The sequence below is a fragment of the Acinetobacter sp. 1207_04 genome, assembly GCF_052850415.1.
On record NZ_VXCQ01000004.1, the window covers coordinates 182,888 to 207,062 of the forward strand.

A 24,175-nucleotide genomic window follows, 5' to 3' on the forward strand; every position below is an offset into this window, starting at 1 on the left:
AATAGCGAAATTATTCACCCATGATATTTTTCAATGCCGATTTATAATCAGAATATTTGAACTTAAATCCTGCTTCCATCAATGCGTTTGGCTTTACATATTGCCCATTGAGCACCAATTGTGACTGCTCGCCCATCATCAAACGCATCACCCATGCAGGTAGGCATAAAAATGGTTTACGTTTTAAAGTTAATGCCGTGATATTTGCAAATTCAGCTTGAGAAATATGGTCAGGCGCAACAACGTTATAAATTTTATCTGTTGATGTGGTTTTAAATAAAAAGTAAATGGCTTGAATGACATCATCTATATGCACCCAAGTGATCGGCTGTTTACCTGATCCAATTTTTCCTATCAAATTTAATTTAATGGGTAATAACATTTTCGGTAAAATACCACCGCCCTGCCCAAACACGATACCTAATCGAATAATACGTGTATCTTGCTCAGCATCTTTCAGTGCTTCTTGTTCCCACTGTTGGCAGAGCTCTGACATAAAAATAGCTTGTGGTTCACTATGCTCATTACAACTTTTAGCCCAAAGTTCAGATGGGTCAATGCCATAAAAACCAATTGCAGAACCTGAAATAATACGTTTCGGTTTCATCTTATTTTTTTGCAAATAGCGATACAATTGCTGTGTCGTTTCAACTCGACTTTGAATCAGCTGTTTTTTTCGTGCATCTGTCCAACGTCCATCACCAATACTTTCACCTGCCAAATTGACTACATAATCAATTTGATGCGTTTGAATCTCATCGAAATGCTGAATCCATTTCATATTTGGATGTTTTGCAACACGATTTGCCTGACGGGTCAAAGCAATGACCTGAAAATCACGATCAAGTAAAAACTTAACAAGGCGTTGTCCAATAAAACCTGAAGCCCCTGTGACCAATACTTTTTCTTGAATCATAAGCCACCTTTCATTCTTTTCATCTGTGATTATTGGGTGGCTATTGCATCTTCAATCAACTTCAATATTGTCAATTATATCAATAGCCATAAAATACTGATGACTGAGTTATAACATGAATAAGTGCTTAAAATAAAATCAACTCAAATTTAATTCGGATACATTTTAGCAGCCATACGCTGTGCTTGTTTTCCGTAAAACCACCATGTAATCAAATACAAAGGAATAGCTAAGACCAATAGTAAAATCAATATCAGGCTAATAAAGTTGGCTTGTTGCAAATACAACATAAAATTTTGCCAAACCTCTGGGTCCTTACGTGAAAATAATGCCAAACCGGCAATCACACCTAAAATATTATAAGCCCAAAAAATGAATGTGAAGCCCAAGGTTAATTTTTTTCGTTCATTTTCACTCGGCGCACGGCGTTCTTTTTTTAAAAATAGATACAGCACAAAAATCATGGAAAACAAATAAGGAATTGCTGTTAAAATTCCTCCAAACCCTGTTGGCAAAAGGGCTGCGATTACACCAACAATGAGAGTAATAATCAAACATAAAATAAAAAACCACAAAAAATACCGTCTTAAAGAGGTCATAAAACTTATCCAAAAAACAAAATATACAGACAGTATAGAAAATATTTCGATATTTTTTAAATTTTATGTCAACCAATTGAAACTTGTTGTCGTTATATATGCATAAGGTTCATAAAAGTCATTTTTATTTGCACCGGCATCCGCAAATAAGCCTGACAACCTTGACTCCCTGAGCTATAAAATCCATACGATGTGGATACGATTTGGAACAGCAGTCCAAATCCTAGATCACAAAGTATTTTGGCCGACGATTTACTCATCACTCGAATCGTCGGCTTTATTTTGCCTTTTTTTTGAAATTTAACACCCATTTTAAACATATCAAATACAATTCCTCATCACCTTATTGGTAGCAAAATGACATACTTCATCAAAATAGTGAGGTAAAATAAAAATGAAAAATATAATGACTCAATCTATCCATTTGAAAAAATACTTTATTTCTCATAACCACATTCCTCACAAAAAGATCAGCAAAAAAACACATTGTCTTTTTTCTACGCTTTTGCTCGGTTCAGTTTTATCTATTTCCCATAATGCCAATGCTGAAGGTCATAATGCTCAACCCAATTATCCTTATTTCATTACTACACAACCTTTAAATATCAAAAATATCGCTGTACCCATAGGAACAAAACTGACCTACGAAATTACCTATTTCAAAAAAGGACAACAACAAAAACCGCTTTCTGAAGAAAAACTGACAACGATTGATTTTCCTGAAGGTTCAACATTCATTTGGGGTGGTGTACCTATTTATTCTATTAATAAATTTTTTAACTCTGAAATGACGGGATATAGCGTTTATGCGGATTTATCAAAGCTCAATGCTCATAATCAATCACAATTTTCAAAATTATGGGATAGCTGTAATGATAACTTAGGCATTACTGTACAAAATAGCAATGATTGGTCTTTCAATAAAAAGAACATTCTTGATGTCGAAAGTTGTAGCGTGAACTATCAACGCTATTTCAAAGAAAATTCAGAGCAACAAAAATTTTTAGATAAGCTGTATCAAGCATTACAAAATGTACAAGTGAAATAATAAAAAAATAACGTTTAAATGAAGAATTTTCACAATTTATAAATGGCTATTTTGTGAAGTAATTTTAAAAAAAATTCTAATTAACATGTCTAGACCATAAGGATAAATATTGATAATGAATTTTAATCACTTATCAAAAAAATAATTTAAATAATTAAAAAACAAAAACTTAATAACTATTTAGGCTTTAAAATTTGATACAACTATAGTATAAATATTAGCCTTTAGTGGACAAACACCTAAAGAAAATTTTATAATTTCTAATAAATATTCAAAAAGTTACTTTGAGCCATTAGCAACACGTTTTGTCAAATTAACCCCATAAAAAATTTATAACTTAAAAATAGGTATCTCATCATGCCATTCCCAATTGAAGAACAATACATCGTTATCGCCGAACAAGAATTAAACTACAGATTCCCTTCATCCTTTAGAAATAGAATGATGCAAAACAATGGTGGAGAAATTGAAATTCGAGATGATATTTGGCATATCTTTCCTTTTTTTGATCAAGCTGATATCAAGAGAAAAATGCGGACGTATAGCAATATTATCTTTGAAACTCGCCAAATAAGAAAATGGGCAGGCTTTCCTGAGCAAGCCATTGCATTTGCTCAAAATGGAAATGGTGATTACCTTATTTTTCTGCCTAAAAATACGCTTTCGAGTGAACATGCAGAACCTGTGTTTATTTGGTTTCATGGTACAACCGAAATTAAAAAAATTGCTGATGATTTTCAAGTACTTTTATAAGTTTAAAATCAATCATATTACCCATATAAACCGATATAAATTGTCATTGTACTTTAAGCAAAGCCGTGTCAAATAAATAAAACGTGTTAAATTACCTTGAGCATTTCAAATACTTGAGTTCTTATGACTGTACGTTTTTTTCATACTTCTGATTGGCATTTAGGACAATACTTTCATAGTCACTCACGCCAATTTGAACATGAACAGTTTTTAGCTTGGTTACTTATACAAATCAAAGAAAAACAACCACATGCCTTACTCATTGCTGGTGATATTTTTGATGTTATTAATCCTGCTTCGGCGGCACAAAAACAACTCTACCAATTTTTAGCCGATGCACACGACATCGCACCACACATGCAAACACTCATGATTGCTGGTAACCATGATTCAGGCTATCGCATTGAACAAGTCGAACCTTTACTTGAAAAATACAATGCTAAATCTGTGGGTGTAATTCATAAAAATGACGATGGTCAAATCAATTTGGATCATCTCCTTATTCCCATTACCAATGAACAGCAAAAGACTGTGGCTTGGTGCTTGGCTCTTCCCTTTCTACGCTCGTCTGAAATAACAGGCTTAAATGAGCAAACAACAAACAGTCAAAATGCCATTGCTTATGTACATCAACAGCTCATTTCTGAAGCCAAGCAACGTAAAACGGATGATCAAGCGCTGATTCTGATGTCACATGCGCACATGCAAGGCAGTGAAACTTCTGAATCTGAACGCCCAATTATTATTGGCAACGAAGAAGCCTTATCGACAGCATTATTTGATGATGTGATTGATTATGTCGCACTCGGTCATTTACATAAACCACAAAAAGTTGGACAAGCGCATATTCGCTATAGCGGTTCGCCCCTACCACTCTCTTTTAGCGAAATTAACTATAAACATCAGATTATTGAAGTCACCATTGATCCAATTCAAACAGATGAATCTCGTTTTACCTTTGAGCCAATTTACATACCCCGACCAATCAAACTGCATAAAATTGCAGGAGAATTAACCGATGTTCTTGCACAGATTCAAACATTAGCTGAAGGTGAAATTACCGAGATTGATCAGCGTGAATTTGTGGATATTGAATACTTTACCCTTGTACCACCGCCACCGAATTTACGCCAACACATTGAAGAAATTATTCCCAAAAATCGTTATCGAATTGTACGAATTTTCCGTAAGCGCCTTGTCACCGACCATCAAAATGACGCTGCAACTTCAGTTCATTTAGAGCCGCCAACACCTAAAAAGTTGTTTCAGCAAATTTGGCAAAAACAAGGCTATTCAAATGATGATGCTGTACTCCAAGACTTTTTAAGTTTGATACAAGAAGCAGAAAAATCACTTGAAGATGAGCGTGAAGCATAAGGATTTAACATGAAAATTTTATCAATTCGTATTAAAAACCTAGCATCACTTGCAGGTGAACATTTTATTGATTTTGAGGCTGAACCTTTAGCTTCAGCAGGTTTAATTGCTATTATTGGAAAAACTGGAGCAGGAAAATCGACTATTTTAGATGCAATGTGTCTTGCACTCTTTAATAGAATTCCACGCTTGAAAGACAGTGATGGTAAGCTTCAAGATATAGATGGCTCAGAACTACCAACTAACTCACCTTTAACCGTACTTAGACGAGGAACAGCACATGGTTTTGCCGAACTAACCTTTGTCGCACAAGATCAAAAAATCTATTTGGCACGTTGGGAGCTAAAACGTTCACGTGAAAAAGCTGACGGAAAACTACAGAGTGTGCAACGCTATTTAAAATGTATTACCGATGGTGTTACCGTTGCAGACAAAACTAAAGCTGTTGACATCAGCATTCAAAAAATCACACAACTCAGTTTTGAACAATTCACACGAGCGGTACTCTTAGCACAATCGGAAGTGACTGCATTTTTAAAAGCACGTGACAATGAACGTGGCGAGTTACTTGAATATCTAACAGATTCTGCAATTTTTGCCAAAATTGGACAATTAGCATTTGAACGAACAAAAGCTGTAGCTTCAAAACGTAAAGAATTGGAAAGCTTCCTCGGCAATGTTGACATACTAAGCGATGAACAAGTCACTGAATTAAATCTTCAATTTAACCAAGTTGATACTGACTATAAAAAATTTGAAACTGAAAAAATACAACTTGAGCAACAACGACAATGGTTTGAACGTCAGCAAAAATTGCATATCGACATTGCTACAAAACAACAGGCTGTCGATAAAAATCAAAAAATACAGCAAGATTTAGCCTCAGAACGTACACAATTGGCTCGTTTAGAGGTTTTTTCTGAAATTCGGTCTCAGGTCGATCAACAACAAGAATTAGTCAAAATAGCACAACAACTTGTACCTAAAATCCAAAAGCAACAATTGAATTTTGATACCTTACAAACTCGTTTTGATGCCGAAAAAACTGACTTCACACAAGCTGAAGATGCACAAACTCATGCACATCAATTTGAACATGAACACCGCGAAGCCTTAGATCACATTCGTACTTATATGCAAGAGCGTGAATTTATTGGTAAAACATACAAAAGCATTCAAAATAAAATTTTAGCTTTAACTAATGATGAAAAACCCCTCACGACTGAATCTGAATCACTTCAGCAAAATCACGAAAAGCTTACGGGGCAACTGACTCAAATTCTGCAACAACTCGAAAGTACAAAACAATTTTCAAATCTTGACCAAAGCTTAACAACACATCTACATCAGTTAAAACAATTTATTCCGCAGCATCAAAAAATTGAAGATGAACTTGGACAATTCGTTCAGGCAGAGCAGCAGCTTGCTGAACAAAAAATACAGTTAGCACAGTCAATAGCGCAAGTCGGTACAGTCGATCAAATTGAGCAGAAGATGACGAGCATTCGTCTGCAACGTGATCAATTTTTTCAGCAGCATACGAAATTAGATTCAATTCAGCAAAAACTCACCCATTTTTTTGATCTAAATAATGAAACTGTGCAGTGGCATGACAAACTAGCGACCACAACTGTAGAATGGCAAAGTGTGAAAAATAAAGCGATCGAAGCAGAACAGCTCTTTCAATCTGCAAAAAATGAACGCTTAAAATTACATGCTATTTTGCAACAACAACGTCTATTACATGCTGAAAATGTAGAAAATTTACGTACACAATTACACGATGGTGAACCTTGCTTTGTTTGTGGCAGCACGTCTCATCCATTTAAAATGGATGATTCTGCGGTATCAAAAGCTTTGTTTGAATTACATCAACAACAAGAACATCAAGCTACTGAAAACGAACAGCGCCACTTAAATATATGGCAAAACATTCAGGAAAAACAAACTCAACTAAATACGCAAGTTGAGCAATTTACGAATACGATTCAGACACTTACTGACAAAAAGATGGCTGTGCAATCTGCTTTAATTCAGCAAACAGAGTCTATTAACATTCAGCTCAATCTCACTCAATCTCAGGCAGAAATAAATACACAATTTCATATTTTTACTAAACAATTTGAGAAGGATTTACAACAGTGTGATGTACAAACGTTGCAACTCAATCAAAGTATTAAACAGCAACAGCAACTTACGCAACAAATTCAAAAGACCGAACATCTACTACAGTCCGCTCAGAACTTACAGATGCAGGTTCAATTCATTGTAGATTGTCTAAGTTTAGATGAGCAGCAACAATGGCAACAGCATAGTAGCCAAACAGCGCAACTCATTTTGGCACGTTTAAATACACGTGTTTTACAGCGTGAACAATTACAATCGGTAGAGCAACAGCTTGAACTCAATATTCAACAAGCAAAGACCAATCAATTACAGCTTGAGAATATACAAAAATTCATTGTTCAAGAACGACACAATGCTGAAATAAAAAAACAGGAAGGAATTGATAATACTGAAAAAGCATCGACCTTAATTTACAAAATATCGGGCGTTCAAGCGGATAAGCCACAAGAGTGGTTGGCGGAATATGATACTCAAAAACGTCAAGTGCAACAAAACTATCAAGTGTTAAAACAAAGTTTTGAATCACTACGTCATCAATTTGAACATGATAAAAATCAGCTTGATCAACTCAAAGTACAAGTCACACAAAACCAAGAGCATTCTGCGAACATCAATATAAATATTGAGCAATGGCTCAATCAGCATAGTAATTTCCAAATGCAAGATTTAAGTGAATTGGCACAAGTCAGCCCTGCACAAGAACAACATATTCGTCAGCAATTACAAACGGCTGAGCATTTATTAACTGAAGCCCTTGGCTCATTTAAAACCATGCAAGAACAGTTGGCTCAACATCTACAACATCAACCTGATATTGATCTGACGCAGTTACAGCAATTGATTGTACAAAATACTGAAAGCCTTAAATCACAGTTGGAAGTTCGAGATAGCTTCAAACTAAAACTTGAGCTACATCAGCAGAATATTGCCAAGCAAAAACAATTTGCGGATCAAATTGCTGAGATTCAAGTTGAGGAGCATCGATGGAGTAAAATTTCAGGCTTAATGGGTGATGCCAACGGTAAAAAATTCCGTGATTATGCACAACAATACAACCTTGATATTTTACTCGAACATGCCAATCAGCAACTTACGATGTTGTCACAGCGTTATACTTTAAAACGCCTAGATGACTCACTCAGCCTTGCCATTATTGACCATGATATGGATGGTGAAACACGTTCTGTGGCATCACTTTCGGGTGGAGAGTCGTTCTTGACTGCCCTCGCTTTGTCACTTGCAATTGCCAATATGGCATCGGGTAGCACGAAAATTGAAAGTCTATTTATTGATGAAGGTTTTGGAACACTTGATGCATCGAGTCTGCATATGGTCATGAATGCACTCGATCAATTACAGAATCAAGGACGCAAAGTCGTATTGATTTCACATATTCAAGAAATGCATGAACGTATTCCTGTACAAATTCAGGTACGCCCTTTAGGTGCTGGCGCAAGCACCATTGAAGTCGTCAGCTAACAGTTAGTTTATGTTTAGCTAAATAGGGCTTTCTACAGTAGAGCCCTATTTTATCTCAATTAAATATGAGTAGAATTATCTAATGATCCGCTTTTAGGCATATTGATTTTGGCCTTTTGACATAACTCACTTGCTAAATTCAATTCACTTTGAACACTGTTTAAAGTGGCATCAAAAGCGACCATTCCACCTTCTAACTAGGCATCAAACTGTTTTCCATACTGCGTATTACTTTCAAGTATAGCGATCAGATTTTCATAATACACATAAACTGGAAATCAAATTTCTACACTTTCATCTAGTTTTCCCCCAAGCATCAACTGCTTCTTGTAATTCATCATTGATAAAATTCTAATTTTTTATAAATTTTTCAAATGTCGCTTGTGGAGCAATTTCAAATTTAAACTGATCAGGACTTATCTTGGTAAAAGCATTTGAAAAAATATTGACTGAATTTAAACTTTAAATAGAACATGCATAATGTCATTAATCTTTTCATTTCTAGATTTTTTTAAAATATTTATAAAATTCATCGAAAAAAATGAATTGAAAATTTAGTTTCCAATTCATTTAAGTGAGTCGAACAATAAACCACTATAACAAAACATGAAGCAGTTAATATTCTGTTTTGAAATTATTAAATCAACACAAAATAGCGCTTCTAAAATTAGTCCCGATCTTTTGGAAAAGCATTCGGTGGTGGTGCATATTTATTGCTTGATTGCGCATCAACTTCAGGTACTTTCAACTCATAGACTACTGTACCAATAATCCCTGTATTTCGAATTGAACCATTATCTGAATTCGCAGCATAGGAGTCTTTCGGTTTACTAAAGGTAAAAGAAGCAACAGCATTTTCACTTTTACGGAAACCTTCAATAGTCAATTCATCATGCGGATGCAAAACATAACCCGAATGACTACGTGATGCCTCACTTCCATCAATGACATCAACCCCATCAACGCTACTGACAATTTCAAAGGTTTTGCCTGTATTATTCTCATAATGCAATTGATAGCTTTGACCTTGCTGACCACGTAAATAATAACGCTGTCCAACACGATATAACGCCAATTTATCACCATGATCATCAACAATAGAGAAACTAATTTTACCCGCAGCAATAGAAATCGATTTTACTTCACGACCTTTATAGGCTTTGTCAGCGTACTGCACCAAAGTTTCTGAAAGTGGCGTATTTGACTTACGTTTTAAATCAATTTCGGTCACATGAGAATCAATTTCATCTCCCCAACCTGTACCAAGTTTTTCATCTTTAGCAACACTATTATTGGCAGCCTGATTAGCAGCTTCTGCATTGGTCACTTCTGTTGTCATTTGTGATGAACGTTCTTCTGCCTTTTGTGAACATGCCGAAAGCACAAATCCAAGCAATAAAAAGAACAATAAATATAATTTTTTCATAAGCTATTCCTTTGGAATCATTATTTTAGGTATAGAGTTTCTTCAGAATATTTTAGCATTCACATTCTGAGGATTTTGAAGGAACTTAGACTATTATCAATTCTGAGACTAACGCTGACTTATGTATCTTGCTATGAGATATTTTTTATTTTTTTGTAATAATATAACACTGGTTAAAAAACGCTGATTCACCATCAACGTTTTGATAATTCATCTATAAAACGATCAAAATAGCTTGAAAATTAACGCATTGGTCTGAGCGTTAAAATTTGTTCGCTGCGTCCAAAAGGCCCCTGCGTGTCATGTAATACCGCACTCGATAAACCAATACCATCTGCACCATATTGCTGAACAACCTCTAAGCCTAGCCATTCACCTTGTGGTACACGGTATAAATGAATCTGTAAGTCTAAATTTGGAAAACCCCAATCTAAAGGACGAGTTTGTCTTGGTACTGTTCCATTTGCCAAATCAACCAAACTCAAAATACGTGCAAAATCAGTCGTTTTCTCATCCTGAATAAGTTCTAACGGACTACGAAACCACACCATCCCTTTGCCTTGTCTATGCCCCGCTGTACGTGCTTCAACGGTACGAATATATCCACCCTCCCACTGATACATTTCGTCAAACTTTGGTAAATTCTCAGGGAAACCTTCGAGTCTATTTTCAATTGGAATGTGTAATTGATCCTCAAGTCCTTGAATAGCAGTCGTATCTTGCTGCTGCATACGCCAACTGCGACAAACCACTAAGGTTTTACCTTTACTCTGCATTTTTGACTCAACCAATTCGATGGTTTTTCCTGCTCGAATCACTTGCGTATGAATAGAAAATTCACCTTGCTCAATCAAGCCAAAAATATCGAGACTAATACGTCCAATCCGCATATTATCCCGAGGCATAAATTGCTCTTGCTCAGCACATAACAACCCCGTTACTGGTGCCATATGCTGTTCATTTGGATTCCATGCTCCTTGTACATACACTGTCGATTGATAATGACTAATTACGGTTCCATCTGCATCGGTCTGTCGCTTCAATAATTGGTAATACGCTGACATATCCTTTTCACTCTTGTTTTCTTCACAATCAATGTTTTCTTAACCATTGTTTGTACTGAAAATCGGTGGAAAAGTCTAATAATTGCTTTCAAAATGATCTGTTAAGTTCAGTTTTAAAAACATCATAAATAAATTAACGACAGCTATGATCAAATGATTGGATAATCTCGTTTACCAAATAATGCTGTCCCAACTCGAACAATACTCGCTCCTGCTGCAATTGCATCTTGCATATCCGCTGACATGCCCATGCTGAGCGTATCCCAATCTTCAACTTGAGTATGTTGATCTCGTACTTTTTCAAACAATGCTTGAGTATCTTTGAATGCATGAAAATTTTCAGGTGCAGGAATAACCATCAAACCACGTAAGCGAATATTTGGAAGTTGACTGATATTTGCAACTAAGTCTGCAACTTCATAAGGCTGACAACCGTCTTTAGAATCTTGTGCATCAATATTCACTTGAATACAAACATTCAACTTAGGTAAGTTTTCATCACGCTGTGCAGATAATCGCTCGGCAATGATCAAACGATCTACGCCATGTACCCAAGCAAAATTTTCTGCTAAAGGTTTAGTTTTATTACGTTGAACATGACCAATAAAGTGCCATTCAATATCAAGGTCTTTTAAAGTATCAATTTTATCTAAGGCTTCTTGCAAGTAATTTTCACCAAATGCACGTTGCCCTGTCGCATACATCTGCTGTAAAACATGAGCTGCTTGGGTTTTCGACACCGCCAAAAGTTGAACACTTTTAGGATCACGATTGGATTGTTCGCAGGCAGTTCGAATTTGCGCGAGTACCTGATTACGGGCTTGGTTCAAATCATTCATTGACGGATATCTCATTTCAGCAATTTTTTCAGCTTAGAATTAATTAAATGTTGGTTAAGCTGAGCGATACCTTATATTATGCAATAAAACAAATAAGCAAAAACCTTCTTTGGGGAAATTATGGATATTACTGAATTATTGGCTTTCTCAGTTAAAAACGGTGCATCAGACTTACATCTTTCAGCGGGTATGCCGCCCATGATTCGTGTTGATGGTGAAGTACGCCGTATTAACCTTCCTGCCCTTGAACATAAAGATGTCCATCGTCTCATTTACGATATCATGAATGATAAACAACGACGTGACTTTGAAGAACTCCTTGAAACGGACTTTTCATTTGAAATTCCGGGCGTGGCTCGTTTTCGTGTCAATGCATTTAACCAAAACCGTGGTGCAGGTGGTGTATTCCGTACCATTCCATCAAAAGTTTTAACCATGGAAGATTTGGGTCTAGGTCAAATCTTTAAAGATATCTGCGATTATCCACGTGGGATTGTTTTGGTCACAGGCCCTACAGGTTCGGGTAAATCAACCACGCTTGCAGCCATGATTGACTATATTAATGACAATCGCTATGACCATATTTTGACGGTCGAAGATCCTATCGAATTTGTACATCAATCTAAAAAATGTCTAATCAACCAACGTGAAGTCCATCGTGATACACATGGCTTTAATGAAGCACTACGCTCAGCACTGCGTGAAGACCCTGATATTATCTTGGTCGGTGAGATGCGTGACCTTGAAACCATTCGTCTTGCATTGACGGCGGCAGAAACGGGTCACCTTGTATTTGGTACGCTACATACGACCTCTGCGGCAAAAACCATTGACCGTGTAATTGACGTATTCCCTGCTGAAGAAAAAGATATGATTCGCGCTATGTTATCTGAATCATTACAAGCCGTTATTTCACAAACGCTATTGAAAAAAACGGGTGGCGGTCGTGTAGCTGCACATGAGATTATGATTGGTGTTCCTGCCATTCGTAACTTAATACGTGAAAATAAAGTTGCACAAATGTATTCTGCGATTCAGACTGGTGCAAACTATGGTATGACTACACTAGATCAAAGTTTAAAAACATTGGTTTCAAAAGGTGTAATCAGCCCTCAAGCAGCACGTACCGCCGCAAAACAACCAGAATCATTCTTATAATAATTTAGCGTTCTTGGGGGAGTAAAAGATGGACTTTAATGACTTACTGAACATGATGATTGAACATCAGGCATCGGACTTATTTGTCACTGCCGAAGTTGAACCATCAATGAAAATAAACGGGCAAATTATGCCTGTTGCCAAAACAAAACTATCAGGTGAAGTAGTTGGTCAGTTGGTGAACTCAATTATGAGTGACAAACAACGTAAAGAATTTGCCGATACGCGTGAATGCAACTTTGCAATCATGAATAAGGATAAAACTGCACGTTTTCGTGTCAGTGCATTTCAGCAACGTGATGAACCAGGAATGATTCTGCGTCGAATTGAAACCGTCATTCCAACGCCTGAGCAATTAAAATTACCACCAATTTTGAAAGATTTGGCAATGACCAAGCGTGGCATCATTATTTTTGTTGGTGCGACGGGTACAGGTAAATCAACGTCTTTGGCTTCACTGATTGGTTATCGCAATCAGAATTCTAAAGGTCATATCATTACCATTGAAGACCCGATTGAATTTGTGCATCAACATGCGGGCTGTATCATCACTCAACGTGAAGTTGGAATTGATACCGACTCATTTGAAATTGCGCTGAAAAATACACTACGACAGGCACCTGACGTGATCTTGATTGGGGAGATCCGTTCTCGTGAAACAATGGACTATGCCATTGCCTTTGCAGAAACAGGTCACCTTGTATTTGCAACCCTACATGCGAACAACGCCAACCAAGCCATCGACCGTATTATTCACTTCTTCGAATCAGATCGTCATAGCCAACTGTTCATGGACTTGTCACTGAACTTAAAAGCAATGGTTGCACAGCAGTTAATTCCAACGCCTGATGGCAATTCACGTCGTGCGGCAATTGAAATTCTCATCAACTCTCCATTAATTTCAGATTTAATCCGTAAAGGTGAAGTCCATGAAATTAAAGATTTGATGAAGCGTTCTCGTGAACTCGGCATGCAGACCTTTGACCAAGCACTATTTGATTTGTATAAATCTGGTCAAATTACCTATAAGGATGCATTGAAACATGCAGACTCACCAAACGACTTGCGTCTGCAAATTAAATTGGATGAAGAAGGTGGTTCTCAATTGTTAAATTCAGGCAGTAAATTGACTTTTGATGGTCAATAATACAAAAAGTACTTGTAAGTATTGAAGTCACAAAAAGGCGCTAAATTAATTTAGCGCCTTTTAATTTGTTGTATTTATGTGATTTTATTTTTTACGATAAGCTTCCTGACATTCAGCAGAATCGCAATAACCATACAAATTCAAAGAGTGACCTGTTAGGGTAAAACCAAATTTATCTGCAACATCATGCTGTTCTTGCTCAATCGTATCATTTGTAAATTCAACGACTTTACTGCAATTTAGGCATACAAGATGGTCATGGTGATCGTCCTGCATGATTTCAAAAACAGAATGATTGTTTTCAAAATGATGGCGTTGAATAATCCCCGCCGCTTCAAATTGCGTTAACACACGATATACTGTTGCAAGACCAACGTCTTCCCCTTGCTCCAGCAATGTTTTATAAATGTCTTCCGCGCTCAAGTGATGTTGTTTTGAATTTTCCAATAATTCCAAAATCTTGATTCGTGGTAAAGTAACTTTCAGTCCAGCTTTGCGTAAGTCCTGATTTGAAATAGCCATATAAAAAGGTCTCTCAACAAATTTTAAGTTGGAATATGAAACAGAGTTGAGATGCAGTATGATCTATCCGTGGATCAAATGCATCATAATTAATTTGGGATAGTGTAGCAAAATGCAAAAAATCATGCTGACGTTATTCGTCGCTTCATTGCTTGGTGGGTGTTCTGTTCTTGGAGTATATAAAGTTGATATTCCACAAGGTACACCATTAACTCAGGCACAAGCTTCAAAAGTTCAAGTAGGCATGACTTACCAGCAGGTTCGTTTTTTACTGGGCAGTCCAACAATAACAGATCCTATGAATCCTTTACGCTGGGACTATATCTACAACTATATTCCGGGAACCTATGCTAAAAAAGCTAAAATTCCAGCAGCACATGGTCAACATTTAAAAATATTCTTCAATGAAACGGGTATCGTGAATAAGATTGAAGGTTTAGAAACAATTCCTGAATCTCAACCAGGCTTACCATCATCGAAAGAAGCCATTTTAAATGCGCCCCCACTATAGCCACTTTAAAATAAAAGAAAACCCCTCATTGAGGGGTTTTCTTTATTGATATAATTGTTTAAAGCGATTGCCTCGACAATAGCGACTGACTGGGTTAGCTGCAGCCCGTTTACGGCGAATATCTTTAGGGTTGATGGTCAATGCACGATAAATCTCAACCCGATCCCCTGCTTGTAGTACTTGAGTCTGATCAACAACTTTGACTCCAAAAATGCCACAATTCAATACTTCAGGTAAAGTTGTCTTGTCTTTCAGCTGACTTTTTGCAATTGCGTCAGCCACTGTCATACCAGATACGAATGGTACTTCAATATGAAACTGCTGCTCTACGCTTGCGTACGCCACCCAAACCTTTTGCATCTGTCTAACCTGTATTTGCTCAGTCATTAGATCAATTGCCCAATATAAGCCACGAGTGCCATCACAATCGACAATGGCAACACAATACGCACCGCAATACGCCAAATGTTATAAAACACTTCATTGCTAAAATTCATAGCTTTACGTAAATGGCTAATCTTCATAATCCAACCGACAAAAATGGAATAGATTAAGCAAATCACTAAACCCCAAATCATCAACAATGGATTAAAGATATTGACCAATTGTGGAATGCCCCAAATGAGCAATGCCACTAAAAGCACAATAAATTGGATCGGCAATGCAATACGACGTTGTATAAATTGCTCTTTGGCAAGGCTGAGCAACAATGCTGCACTAAATACTGCCGCAGCAAGCGCGCTATAAGCAGGAATGGCGGAGGATACAGCGAAGAAGCCAAATGCAACAACTGCGAGTAGTTGAGCAAACCATACAGGTAAAACTGAACCTGTCGCGCGATCAGCAACTTGTACTTGAGCAAGTTGACTCTGTGCATAAATACCCAAACCTAAACCACTTGCAACCAAAGCTAAAATTGTTGCCTTGCCCCATTCACCAAATTCAACTGGCGTGACATGCCAAGGCTGTAAATTTGTCCCCATGACATTGGCAATGACAAAAGATGCAATGACACTGACTGCAGTCAAAAGCACTAGGATTTGACGATTTAAAAATGACAAACCACATGCAATCACTGCGCCAATCAAAAATACAATATGTGTACTCATGTTAAATTGCGCACTTTGTACAACTGTTTGTGCAATATTAAATAAAATACCACCCGCCAAAAATGGGATAAATACGGCGGATAACCAACCGACGATACGCCATTTTTGTGATGCATCTGCTTCTCGTGTCAACGCAGACAATGCATTTAACACAGATGTTTTTGAGCGCTTCGCCAAAGCAATTTCTAAGTAGACCAAAGGAAGTGCAAGAATAAGCATGGTGCCAATCCATAAAATCCAAAAGTCAATTTGTCGATCAATCTGAAATCCAAGTGCTGGTGCAAGCCCTAGAATAATGATAAATGACAAACAAAATGCCATCAGCGGCGGTAACCATCGTGCCATAAAATTGTCCCGTATGACGTATTTAAAAAGTCCACCGCTATTTTGCCTTTGTCGACCATGAAAATCAAAGATTAGAAAGAAAAAAGCAAATCATCTCATCAAGATGATTTGCTACGCTGAATGTTTATTAATATTTGATTATTTTTATCTCTACGACCCTTTCATCAATTAGTCTGAATCAAATAGGTATCGAGCTTGAAATCATCCTTTATATTGTACTACATCCTATTTTTAATACTTTTAGATTTGAACAGCTTAAAATAATTCTAAGCTGTTTTAAGTCCATACATCTATTTTACGAAAAAAAGCGAGAGAACCAATTCTTACCCTTTTTCTTTTCATTTTCTTTAATAATGCCCATCATATTAATTTTTACAGCACCCACATAATCTGCATCATCATGCTGAATATGATTAATGAGCCATTTAGAAAGTACTTCGTGTAACTCTTTTTCAATAGACTTGCCATTGTCAAAATTTTCACGGTAACTTTCTATTTTCTTAATAAATAAATCGTGTACACGTTTATGTGGAACACGGTATTTGTAACCAGCTTCTTCTTGTAAACTTTCTTCGAATGTAAAATGTGACTGTGTATAATCAATAATATTATTTAAAATATCTTTTATTCGCTGACGATCTGTATTAACACCGATTTCATCAATTTCATTAATGTAATCTAAAATTCGTCTGTGCTGATCGTCAATCACATCAATACCAGTATTATATTCTGGGATCCATTTCATCTTCATACGACCGCCTTAAAAATACTAAATAAGTAAACCTTTTATCCATCATAGACAGTTAATTTATAAATAAAAATGAACCAATTTACTCGGATTTAATAAAATGCTCCATTTTAAAGCACAAGCTAATGTATTTTATGATATTTAAATTTTAATTCAGAGTAAAAGACTCAGATATTATTTAGCCAATATTATATTCCAAGCAATTTACTCTATTTTATTTCAAGAAGAATAAACTATATAAATAACATTAATATTACACTGCAAATTATTTTTTAATTTAAAGTTTATATTAAAAATAAAATACAATTAAGTCTTTTAGTTAAAATATAAAACAACTTTAAAAAATCATTTACTATATAGAAATGATGATTTTTAATATTGATCCGCTTTCGTTATTCGTTTCAATTCAGGATTTTTTTCTTCACGAATTAAACGATCAATGGTTGTCAAGGCTGTTTTAATAGGTCGACCTCCCTGAAATAAAATCATTTCACCTGGACGATAAGCTTGCCATTCTTCATTTTTTGTCAGTGGCTCAGTCGTGATTACAGCTACTCGATCGTCAGAAGTCGTCACATCACTAAAATCAACCTCAACTTCTAAGTCAATTAAACGTGCAGATTGAAATGGATACTCTCGCACAATCCAATGCAGTTTAGTGGTTGCATAACTAAACAGTGCCTGTCCATTCGATAAGCAATAATTAAACGTGCCAAACTCTGCAATTTGTGGAGCAAGTTGCTCAAGTAATGTAAAAATATCTTCTAAACTAGGTGTTTCATAACCAAATTTTTCAACAAGCTGGTCTAGTAAATAACAAAATGCCAACTCACTGTCAGTGTTACCTACGGGGGTGAAACGCCCTGTTAATGGCGGTTCAAAACCTTTTAAATCGCCATTATGTGCAAAAATCCACTGACGTCCCCAAAGCTCGCGCACAAAAGGGTGCGAATTTTCTAGGGTAATTTTACCTTGGGTTGCTTTACGGATATGTGCAATCACATTACGTGATTTTATCGGATAATTACGTACAAGATCTGCAATAGGTGATTCAACTGCCGATTGATTATCGACAAATAAACGACAGGCTTTATCTTCAAAAAATGCGATACCAAAACCATCCGAATGGTCAGAAGTAATTCCCGCACGTTGTGAAAATCCACGGAAAGAAAAAGTAATATCTGTGGGTCTTGCACAGTTCATTCCAAGCAGTTGGCACATAGTCATTCATACAGCTTTATCGTTATGTGAATATTGTGCATGAGTCCTGTTCTGCTTGCAAATACCTGAACACATATCATGCGATTTTAATAGATAAATACATCAAATCACTGAGAGTAAGCCATAAAAAAGCTCATCGTGAGATGAGCTTTAAAATTTGATCAAGGATGACTTATTTTTTACTACGATTGGTAATTAGTGTTCCCACACCGTGATCAGTAAAAATTTCAAGTAATGTTGCATGCGGTACACGACCATCAACAATATGTGCACTCACAACACCACCTTTGACTGCATCAAGTGCACAACCAACTTTAGGAATCATACCGCCATAAATCACGCCTGTTTCAATCAGACGATCAACTTCTTGCGTACTCAAGCCTGTAAGTAAATTTTTATTTTCATCAAGCACACCTGAAATATTGGTGAGTAAAATGAGCTTTTCAGCGCCTAAAGCTTCTGCCACTTTACCCGCAACCAAATCTGCATTGATGTTATAAGTATTACCTGCATCATCTACACCTAATGGTGCAATTACAGGAATGAAATCACTTTGGGTAAACATTTCAAGGACATCGGTTTTTACGCCAACAACTTCGCCCACTAAGCCCAAATCAATTTGCTTCACCGAACCATCTTCTTGGATTTTTTCCATCAGTAACTTTTGGGCACGCAATAAGTTACCATCTTTACCTGTTAAACCAATGGCACGTCCACCATGCTGATTGATCAGATTAACAATTGATTTATTAACACTACCACCCAAGACCATTTCTACAACTTCCATCGTTGCAGGATCAGTCACACGCATACCGTCAATACGATCTGATTCTCGACCGAGTTGCTTGAGGAATGAATCCACTTGTGGACCACCACCATGTACTACAATCGGGTTTAAACCGACTGTTTTCAGCAAAACGATATCTCGGGCAAATGAGCTTTCCAATTCAGGATCGGTCATGGCATTACCACCGTATTTGACCACTAGCGTTTTTCCTGCAAAACGCTGAATGTAAGGCAACGCTTCTGTCAGAATCTGAGCTTTATCAATTCCGGTCTGCTGATGGGGCATGCGCCTCTCCTATTGCACCTGTTGAAGTACATATTTTGAAAAAGGATTAAAAGTCTTTTCGGGATATTTATCTTTTACAGCACATTAAACCGAGCTAATGTGCAAGCAAGATATCCTGAGCGATCATAGGATAACGATCACTTAACATAGACGCAAATGTCTGACGAATATTATTGAGGTGGGTCGGATGATCTGCATCAAAACGTACAGTAAAAAACTCGCCTGTATTGGATGCCCGAATGATGCCAAAGCCATTTTTAAAATCAAGGCGTATACCATCAATTTTACTCAACTCAGCATCACAACTATTCCCACGGCGTTCAATTTCCTGTAAGACCGCTTGTGGATTGGTATTGTGAGTGCTGATATAAGTATCTTCAGTATAAAACCGTTCAGGAAATGCTGACATTAACTGTGATAGAGATTGCCTTGGTTTCTCACTCAAATACTCCATAACACGTAGTGCAGCATATAAACCATCGTCATAACCGAAACCACGACCATCATTAAATACATAGTGACCTGCATATTCACCACCAAATACAGCACGACCTTTGGACTTTCGTAAATATTGGCGTAGAAAACTACTTCCAGTTCGAAGCATGTGCGGCTTTCCACCCATCTTTTTAATGATTTGCCCCACCATTGTAGAACATTTTACATCAAAGACAATTTCCTGCCCAGGATGTGATTGTAAACACATTTGTGCAAATAACGATAATAAACGATCAGCAGAGATTATTTTGCCTGTTTCATCCATCAGTACAACACGATCACCATCACCATCGAGTGCGATACCCAAATCAGCTTGGTGCATCATGATCTGTTGTTTCATTTTACCCAGATGTGCCGACTGTGACGGATCAGGTGCATGATCAGGAAAATGACCATTCGCTTGACAACGCAGTGTAATCACCTCACAACCGATTTTTTTTAAAACCAACGCTGCACATGCACCAGCTGAACCATTTAAGCCATCAAGTACAACTTTAAATGGACGTTTTAGCTGAATATCTTCAAGCATAGCTTTTTGATAACTTTGGCAAAGCTCAAGATTGATCACATGGTTATACTGACTTTGTTTGACATCAAATATAAGCTCTGTTTGTACCTTGAAAGGATCTTTTTGATTCTTTATAAATTGATTAGCATCTTGTGCAACTTGCTGAATTTTATCAGGACATGGTGGTTCAAACTGAACAATCCATTTAATACCATTGTCAGATATAGGATTGTGGCTTGCGGTCACCATAATACCATTGCCCTGGGTTTCACGCGCTGCAAAATACATTTGTGGTGTAGAACAACAATCTAATGTTTTAACTTTAAAATTCTGTGTACGAAAAACATCTTCGATAATTTTCGCAAAATATGGGCTCGACAAACGTGCATCATAACCAATGACGATTTCAGATTGTCCTTGAGTTTTATATTGTTGCACCAATGCATGTGCAATGGCATATATAACTTCGCCATCCATTTGTTCCACTTTTCCACGTATATCGTATGCACGGAAAATATGAAATGGAAAGATCTTATTTGATCGTTTCATAAGCATTCTTTGTACTACTTTTACAACGCCGATTGTAAGTTTTAAATGATTGTACATTTAAATCAAGCATTCACTTTCACTTCTTCTTAAGCCATTATTTAATATATTTCTATATTTTCCTTGTATAGCGAGAAAATAGTCAATGAGTATGAAGTTTTCATAAGCTGATTAAACTAATCTAATATATACAATTACAAGCTATTTATTAAATATATCTTTTGTTACATCACACATAAAAACATAATATAAATTAGAAAAAAGACCTGAAATTCAGGTCTTTATCATGACTATAAAAAAACGATATTTTATCAAATGATAAAGCTATCTTATTACAAAATTATTGCTGTCCTGTATGACCAAAACCACCTGCACCACGCTCAGTCGCTTCAAATTCATTTACAATATCAAACTGCGCTTGAATCACAGGAACAAGAACATATTGAGCAAGGCGCTCACCTGGTTCTAAAGTAAATGTTGTTTGACTACGATTCCATACCGAAACCATGAGTTCACCTTGATAATCTGAATCGATTAAACCAACCAAGTTACCCAAGACAATACCATGCTTATGACCTAAACCCGAGCGTGGCAAAATCAAACCAGCAAAGGCAGGATCTTCGATATAAATTGCCATACCTGTTTTTACTAAAACCGTTTGACCTGGCTCAATTTGAATTGCTTCTTCTACACATGCACGTAAGTCTAAACCTGCTGAACCCGTGGTTGCATAAGTCGGTAAAGGCCATTCTTGACCTAAGCGTGTATCGAGTACTTTTACTTGAACTTTCATTTCGTAATCCTATTTAAAAATGGTCACTCATCTCTTTACCACTCCCTAACAGAGGGCAAAGCGCATATAAATAAAAACTATTTTTTCAATAGCGCTTTTAAATTCTGCAAATATTGTTGTGCTTGCAGTTTTGGATCGATATTTTCAGCCAATTTTTTCTTGCGACCGAGCCAATCTAAATCATCTTGAGGCAACTCATCGAGGAAGCGACTTGGGGTCATTTGTTTCATTTGACCGCCATTTTTACGTTGTTCTGCCAAAGTTAAAGTTAAACCTTGTTGTGCACGGGTAATGCCCACATACATCAAACGACGTTCTTCCTCAATGGTTTCTGCCGCAATCGAGTTTTTATGTGGCAATAATTCTTCTTCAAGCCCCATGATGTACACGAATGGAAATTCCAAACCTTTCGACGCATGCAAAGTCAGTAAATTGACTTTATCTGTATCTTCTTCTTCCTGTTGCTGTTCGAGCATATCGAGCAACACCAATTTGCGAATCACACTTTCAATATTCTTTTCATCGACATCTTCAGCACGGTTAATCAAACTTTGAATACTGCTATAGAGCATTTCGATATTATCGAGTTTGGTTTTTTCCTGTGCAGGTGTCGCTGCCGTTTCTTTCAGATAGTCGATATAACCGGCTTCAAGCATCATTTGGCGGATTTTCGGCACTGGCTCATCATCATCCAACAATTCACGAGTGAAATTATTGATGAATTCAGCAAACTCCGCCAATTGTGTCGTTGCCTTTTTGGGCATCACCATAGTTAGACGCTGATCACTAGCAGCAGTTAAAAGTGATAAATGATTTTCTTGCGCGAATAAACCCAGTTTTTCTAAAGTCACAGGGCCAATGGCACGTTTTGGTGTATTAATAATACGTAAAAACGCACTGTCATCTTCAGGGTTGATAATGACTCGTAAATAACTCATCACATCCTTAATTTCAGCACGACCAAAGAATGACTGACCACCCGATAATTTATAGGGAATCTGCATTTGACGCAGTTGTGTTTCAAGCACACGAGCTTGAAAATTTCCACGATATAGTACTGCGTAATCTTTCCAACTTTTACCATTCATCAGCTTATGTGTGAGTAAATCTTTGACCACACGTTCTGCTTCATCATCATCATTACGGCAAGTAATAACTCGGATCACTTCGCCATGCCCTTTATCACTCCACAATTTTTTCTCAAAAATATGCGGATTATGATCAATCACATGGTTCGCTGCTTTTAAAATTCGACTCGTAGAACGGTAATTTTGCTCAAGCTTAATCACTTTTAAGTTATGAAAATCTTCTTGTAGCAATGCCATATTTTCAGGTTTTGCACCACGCCATGCATAGATGGATTGGTCATCATCACCAACTGCTGTGAATTGCCCCATCACCCCAACAAGCAGTTTGACAAGCGTATATTGTGCTGTATTGGTGTCTTGATACTCATCGACCAATAAATAACGAATACGATTCTGCCAACGCTCACGAACTTCAGCATTGTCCTGTAATAGTCGTGTTGGCATAACAATCAGATCATCAAAATCCACGGCGTTATAGGCACGTAAATTTCGCTCATAAAGCTGATACAAATGTGCAAATTGCACATCTTCCTGCGTTTCACATGTTGTATGTGCTTGTTCAGGCAAAATCAGATCATTTTTCCAATCTGAAATCATCTTCATCGCTTTGGCAATCAGTTCTTTACTTTCTGCACCTGATAAATTATCACGATGCATCAAATCCATCAGAATGCGCTTACAGTCATCAGCATCGAGAATAGAAAAATTATTTTTGAGCGGTGTATTTTTTAATTCTAAACGGAGTAAATTTAGTCCAAAGGTATGGAATGTCGAAACGGACAAACCTTTACCCTCTTCTTTACCCAAAAGTTTACTGACACGCTCTTTCATTTCACGTGCAGCTTTATTGGTAAAGGTCATCGCTGTAATACGATACGCAGGAATACCACACTGCTGTACCAAATACGCAACCTTACGCGTAATCACTGAGGTTTTACCTGAACCCGCACCAGCAAGTACTAACAAGGGTCCTTGAGTGTATTTCATTGCTTCAAGTTGCTTGTCATTCAGTTGACTTGCTTTTGACATGGTTCATCCTCTAAAAACTTCGGGGTCAATTATAGACACCTCAATGCATGCTTGCCTAATGCTTAATACAAATTTTCATCTGACATTTTTTCCCATTTTATGTTGACTTTTAAAATGTCAAATACTTGTTTATTTCAAATGTTGTGTCTTTGTGCATTTTCATTCCTTGAGTCTTTTTAATGCACAAAAAAAATCGAACCACAAAAGTGATTCGATTTTAAGATTTAATCAATTTCAACAGTTATAGAAGATTCT

21 protein-coding genes are annotated in these 24,175 nt (G+C 36.8%); 7 read left to right on the top strand and 14 right to left on the bottom strand.

Going from position 1 to position 24,175, the window contains the following annotated elements; translation table 11 throughout:
- Window positions 1-10: 10 nt before the first annotated feature.
- Complete coding sequence (locus FW754_RS05365; protein WP_419347189.1) at window positions 11-916, bottom strand: TIGR01777 family oxidoreductase; 906 nt, start codon at window positions 914-916, stop codon at window positions 11-13.
- 149 nt (window positions 917-1,065) lie between these two features.
- Window positions 1,066-1,515, bottom strand: coding sequence for an ABZJ_00895 family protein (locus tag FW754_RS05370; RefSeq protein ID WP_446324065.1), 450 nt, complete (start codon window positions 1,513-1,515; stop codon window positions 1,066-1,068).
- Between the two features lie 406 nt (window positions 1,516-1,921).
- On the opposite strand from FW754_RS05370, the gene FW754_RS05375 reads away from it, so the two are divergent.
- From FW754_RS05375 to FW754_RS05390, 4 genes are all read left to right on the top strand, one after another.
- Window positions 1,922-2,563 carry a hypothetical protein gene (locus tag FW754_RS05375; protein ID WP_446324066.1) on the top strand — a complete coding sequence of 214 codons (642 nt, stop codon included), beginning with the start codon at window positions 1,922-1,924 and terminating at the stop codon, window positions 2,561-2,563.
- Between the two features lie 357 nt (window positions 2,564-2,920).
- On the top strand, window positions 2,921-3,316 hold the full coding sequence (locus tag FW754_RS05380; protein ID WP_419347181.1) for an SMI1/KNR4 family protein: 396 nt from the start codon (window positions 2,921-2,923) through the stop codon (window positions 3,314-3,316).
- 123 nt (window positions 3,317-3,439) lie between these two features.
- Window positions 3,440-4,693 carry an exonuclease SbcCD subunit D gene (locus tag FW754_RS05385; protein WP_409511643.1) on the top strand — a complete coding sequence of 418 codons (1,254 nt, stop codon included), beginning with the start codon at window positions 3,440-3,442 and terminating at the stop codon, window positions 4,691-4,693.
- A 9-nt stretch (window positions 4,694-4,702) separates the two neighbouring features.
- Window positions 4,703-8,299 (top strand): SbcC/MukB-like Walker B domain-containing protein, encoded by a 3,597-nt coding sequence (locus FW754_RS05390; RefSeq protein ID WP_446324067.1) that lies wholly within the window; start codon window positions 4,703-4,705, stop codon window positions 8,297-8,299.
- Window positions 8,300-8,966: 667 nt separating this feature from the next.
- On the opposite strand, the gene FW754_RS05395 is transcribed toward FW754_RS05390, so the two are convergent.
- The 3 genes from FW754_RS05395 to FW754_RS05405 form a co-directional block, all read right to left on the bottom strand.
- Entirely contained in the window at window positions 8,967-9,725 is a 759-nt protein-coding gene (locus FW754_RS05395; protein WP_446324068.1) for a hypothetical protein, read from the bottom strand.
- A 242-nt stretch (window positions 9,726-9,967) separates the two neighbouring features.
- Complete coding sequence (locus tag FW754_RS05400; RefSeq protein ID WP_446324069.1) at window positions 9,968-10,789, bottom strand: thioesterase family protein; 822 nt, start codon at window positions 10,787-10,789, stop codon at window positions 9,968-9,970.
- Window positions 10,790-10,938: 149 nt separating this feature from the next.
- Window positions 10,939-11,628: a YggS family pyridoxal phosphate-dependent enzyme gene (locus FW754_RS05405; protein WP_446324070.1), complete on the bottom strand. Its 690-nt coding sequence runs from the start codon at window positions 11,626-11,628 to the stop codon at window positions 10,939-10,941.
- 120 nt (window positions 11,629-11,748) lie between these two features.
- Between FW754_RS05405 and FW754_RS05410 the strand changes: the two genes are divergently transcribed.
- Window positions 11,749-12,786: a type IV pilus twitching motility protein PilT gene (locus FW754_RS05410; RefSeq protein ID WP_409511648.1), complete on the top strand. Its 1,038-nt coding sequence runs from the start codon at window positions 11,749-11,751 to the stop codon at window positions 12,784-12,786.
- 28 nt (window positions 12,787-12,814) lie between these two features.
- Window positions 12,815-13,933: a PilT/PilU family type 4a pilus ATPase gene (locus tag FW754_RS05415; RefSeq protein ID WP_409511649.1), complete on the top strand. Its 1,119-nt coding sequence runs from the start codon at window positions 12,815-12,817 to the stop codon at window positions 13,931-13,933.
- Window positions 13,934-14,017: 84 nt separating this feature from the next.
- On the opposite strand, the gene fur is transcribed toward FW754_RS05415, so the two are convergent.
- Window positions 14,018-14,455, bottom strand: a complete 438-nt coding sequence (gene fur / locus FW754_RS05420) for a ferric iron uptake transcriptional regulator (protein ID WP_409511650.1) — start codon at window positions 14,453-14,455, stop codon at window positions 14,018-14,020.
- 112 nt (window positions 14,456-14,567) lie between these two features.
- Here fur and FW754_RS05425 point away from each other — a divergent pair, with 112 nt between their 5' ends.
- Window positions 14,568-14,966: an outer membrane protein assembly factor BamE gene (locus FW754_RS05425; RefSeq protein WP_419347167.1), complete on the top strand. Its 399-nt coding sequence runs from the start codon at window positions 14,568-14,570 to the stop codon at window positions 14,964-14,966.
- Window positions 14,967-15,008: 42 nt separating this feature from the next.
- Here the strand turns inward: FW754_RS05425 and FW754_RS05430 are convergent, their stop codons facing one another.
- From FW754_RS05430 to FW754_RS05465, 8 genes are all read right to left on the bottom strand, one after another.
- On the bottom strand, window positions 15,009-15,326 hold the full coding sequence (locus FW754_RS05430) for an RnfH family protein (protein WP_409511652.1): 318 nt from the start codon (window positions 15,324-15,326) through the stop codon (window positions 15,009-15,011).
- Window positions 15,327-15,352: 26 nt separating this feature from the next.
- Window positions 15,353-16,435 (bottom strand): hypothetical protein, encoded by a 1,083-nt coding sequence (locus tag FW754_RS05435; RefSeq protein ID WP_419347310.1) that lies wholly within the window; start codon window positions 16,433-16,435, stop codon window positions 15,353-15,355.
- A gap of 280 nt (window positions 16,436-16,715) precedes the next feature.
- Window positions 16,716-17,171: a bacteriohemerythrin gene (locus FW754_RS05440; RefSeq protein WP_409511653.1), complete on the bottom strand. Its 456-nt coding sequence runs from the start codon at window positions 17,169-17,171 to the stop codon at window positions 16,716-16,718.
- A 369-nt stretch (window positions 17,172-17,540) separates the two neighbouring features.
- Window positions 17,541-18,389: a class II glutamine amidotransferase gene (locus tag FW754_RS05445; protein ID WP_409511654.1), complete on the bottom strand. Its 849-nt coding sequence runs from the start codon at window positions 18,387-18,389 to the stop codon at window positions 17,541-17,543.
- Between the two features lie 172 nt (window positions 18,390-18,561).
- Window positions 18,562-19,461, bottom strand: coding sequence for an acetylglutamate kinase (argB, locus tag FW754_RS05450; protein ID WP_409511655.1), 900 nt, complete (start codon window positions 19,459-19,461; stop codon window positions 18,562-18,564).
- A 94-nt stretch (window positions 19,462-19,555) separates the two neighbouring features.
- On the bottom strand, window positions 19,556-21,013 hold the full coding sequence (locus FW754_RS05455; protein ID WP_409511656.1) for a phosphomannomutase/phosphoglucomutase: 1,458 nt from the start codon (window positions 21,011-21,013) through the stop codon (window positions 19,556-19,558).
- A 337-nt stretch (window positions 21,014-21,350) separates the two neighbouring features.
- Entirely contained in the window at window positions 21,351-21,803 is a 453-nt protein-coding gene (dut, locus tag FW754_RS05460) for a dUTP diphosphatase (RefSeq protein WP_446324071.1), read from the bottom strand.
- A gap of 77 nt (window positions 21,804-21,880) precedes the next feature.
- Window positions 21,881-23,920: a UvrD-helicase domain-containing protein gene (locus tag FW754_RS05465; RefSeq protein ID WP_409511658.1), complete on the bottom strand. Its 2,040-nt coding sequence runs from the start codon at window positions 23,918-23,920 to the stop codon at window positions 21,881-21,883.
- Window positions 23,921-24,175 lie beyond the last annotated feature (255 nt).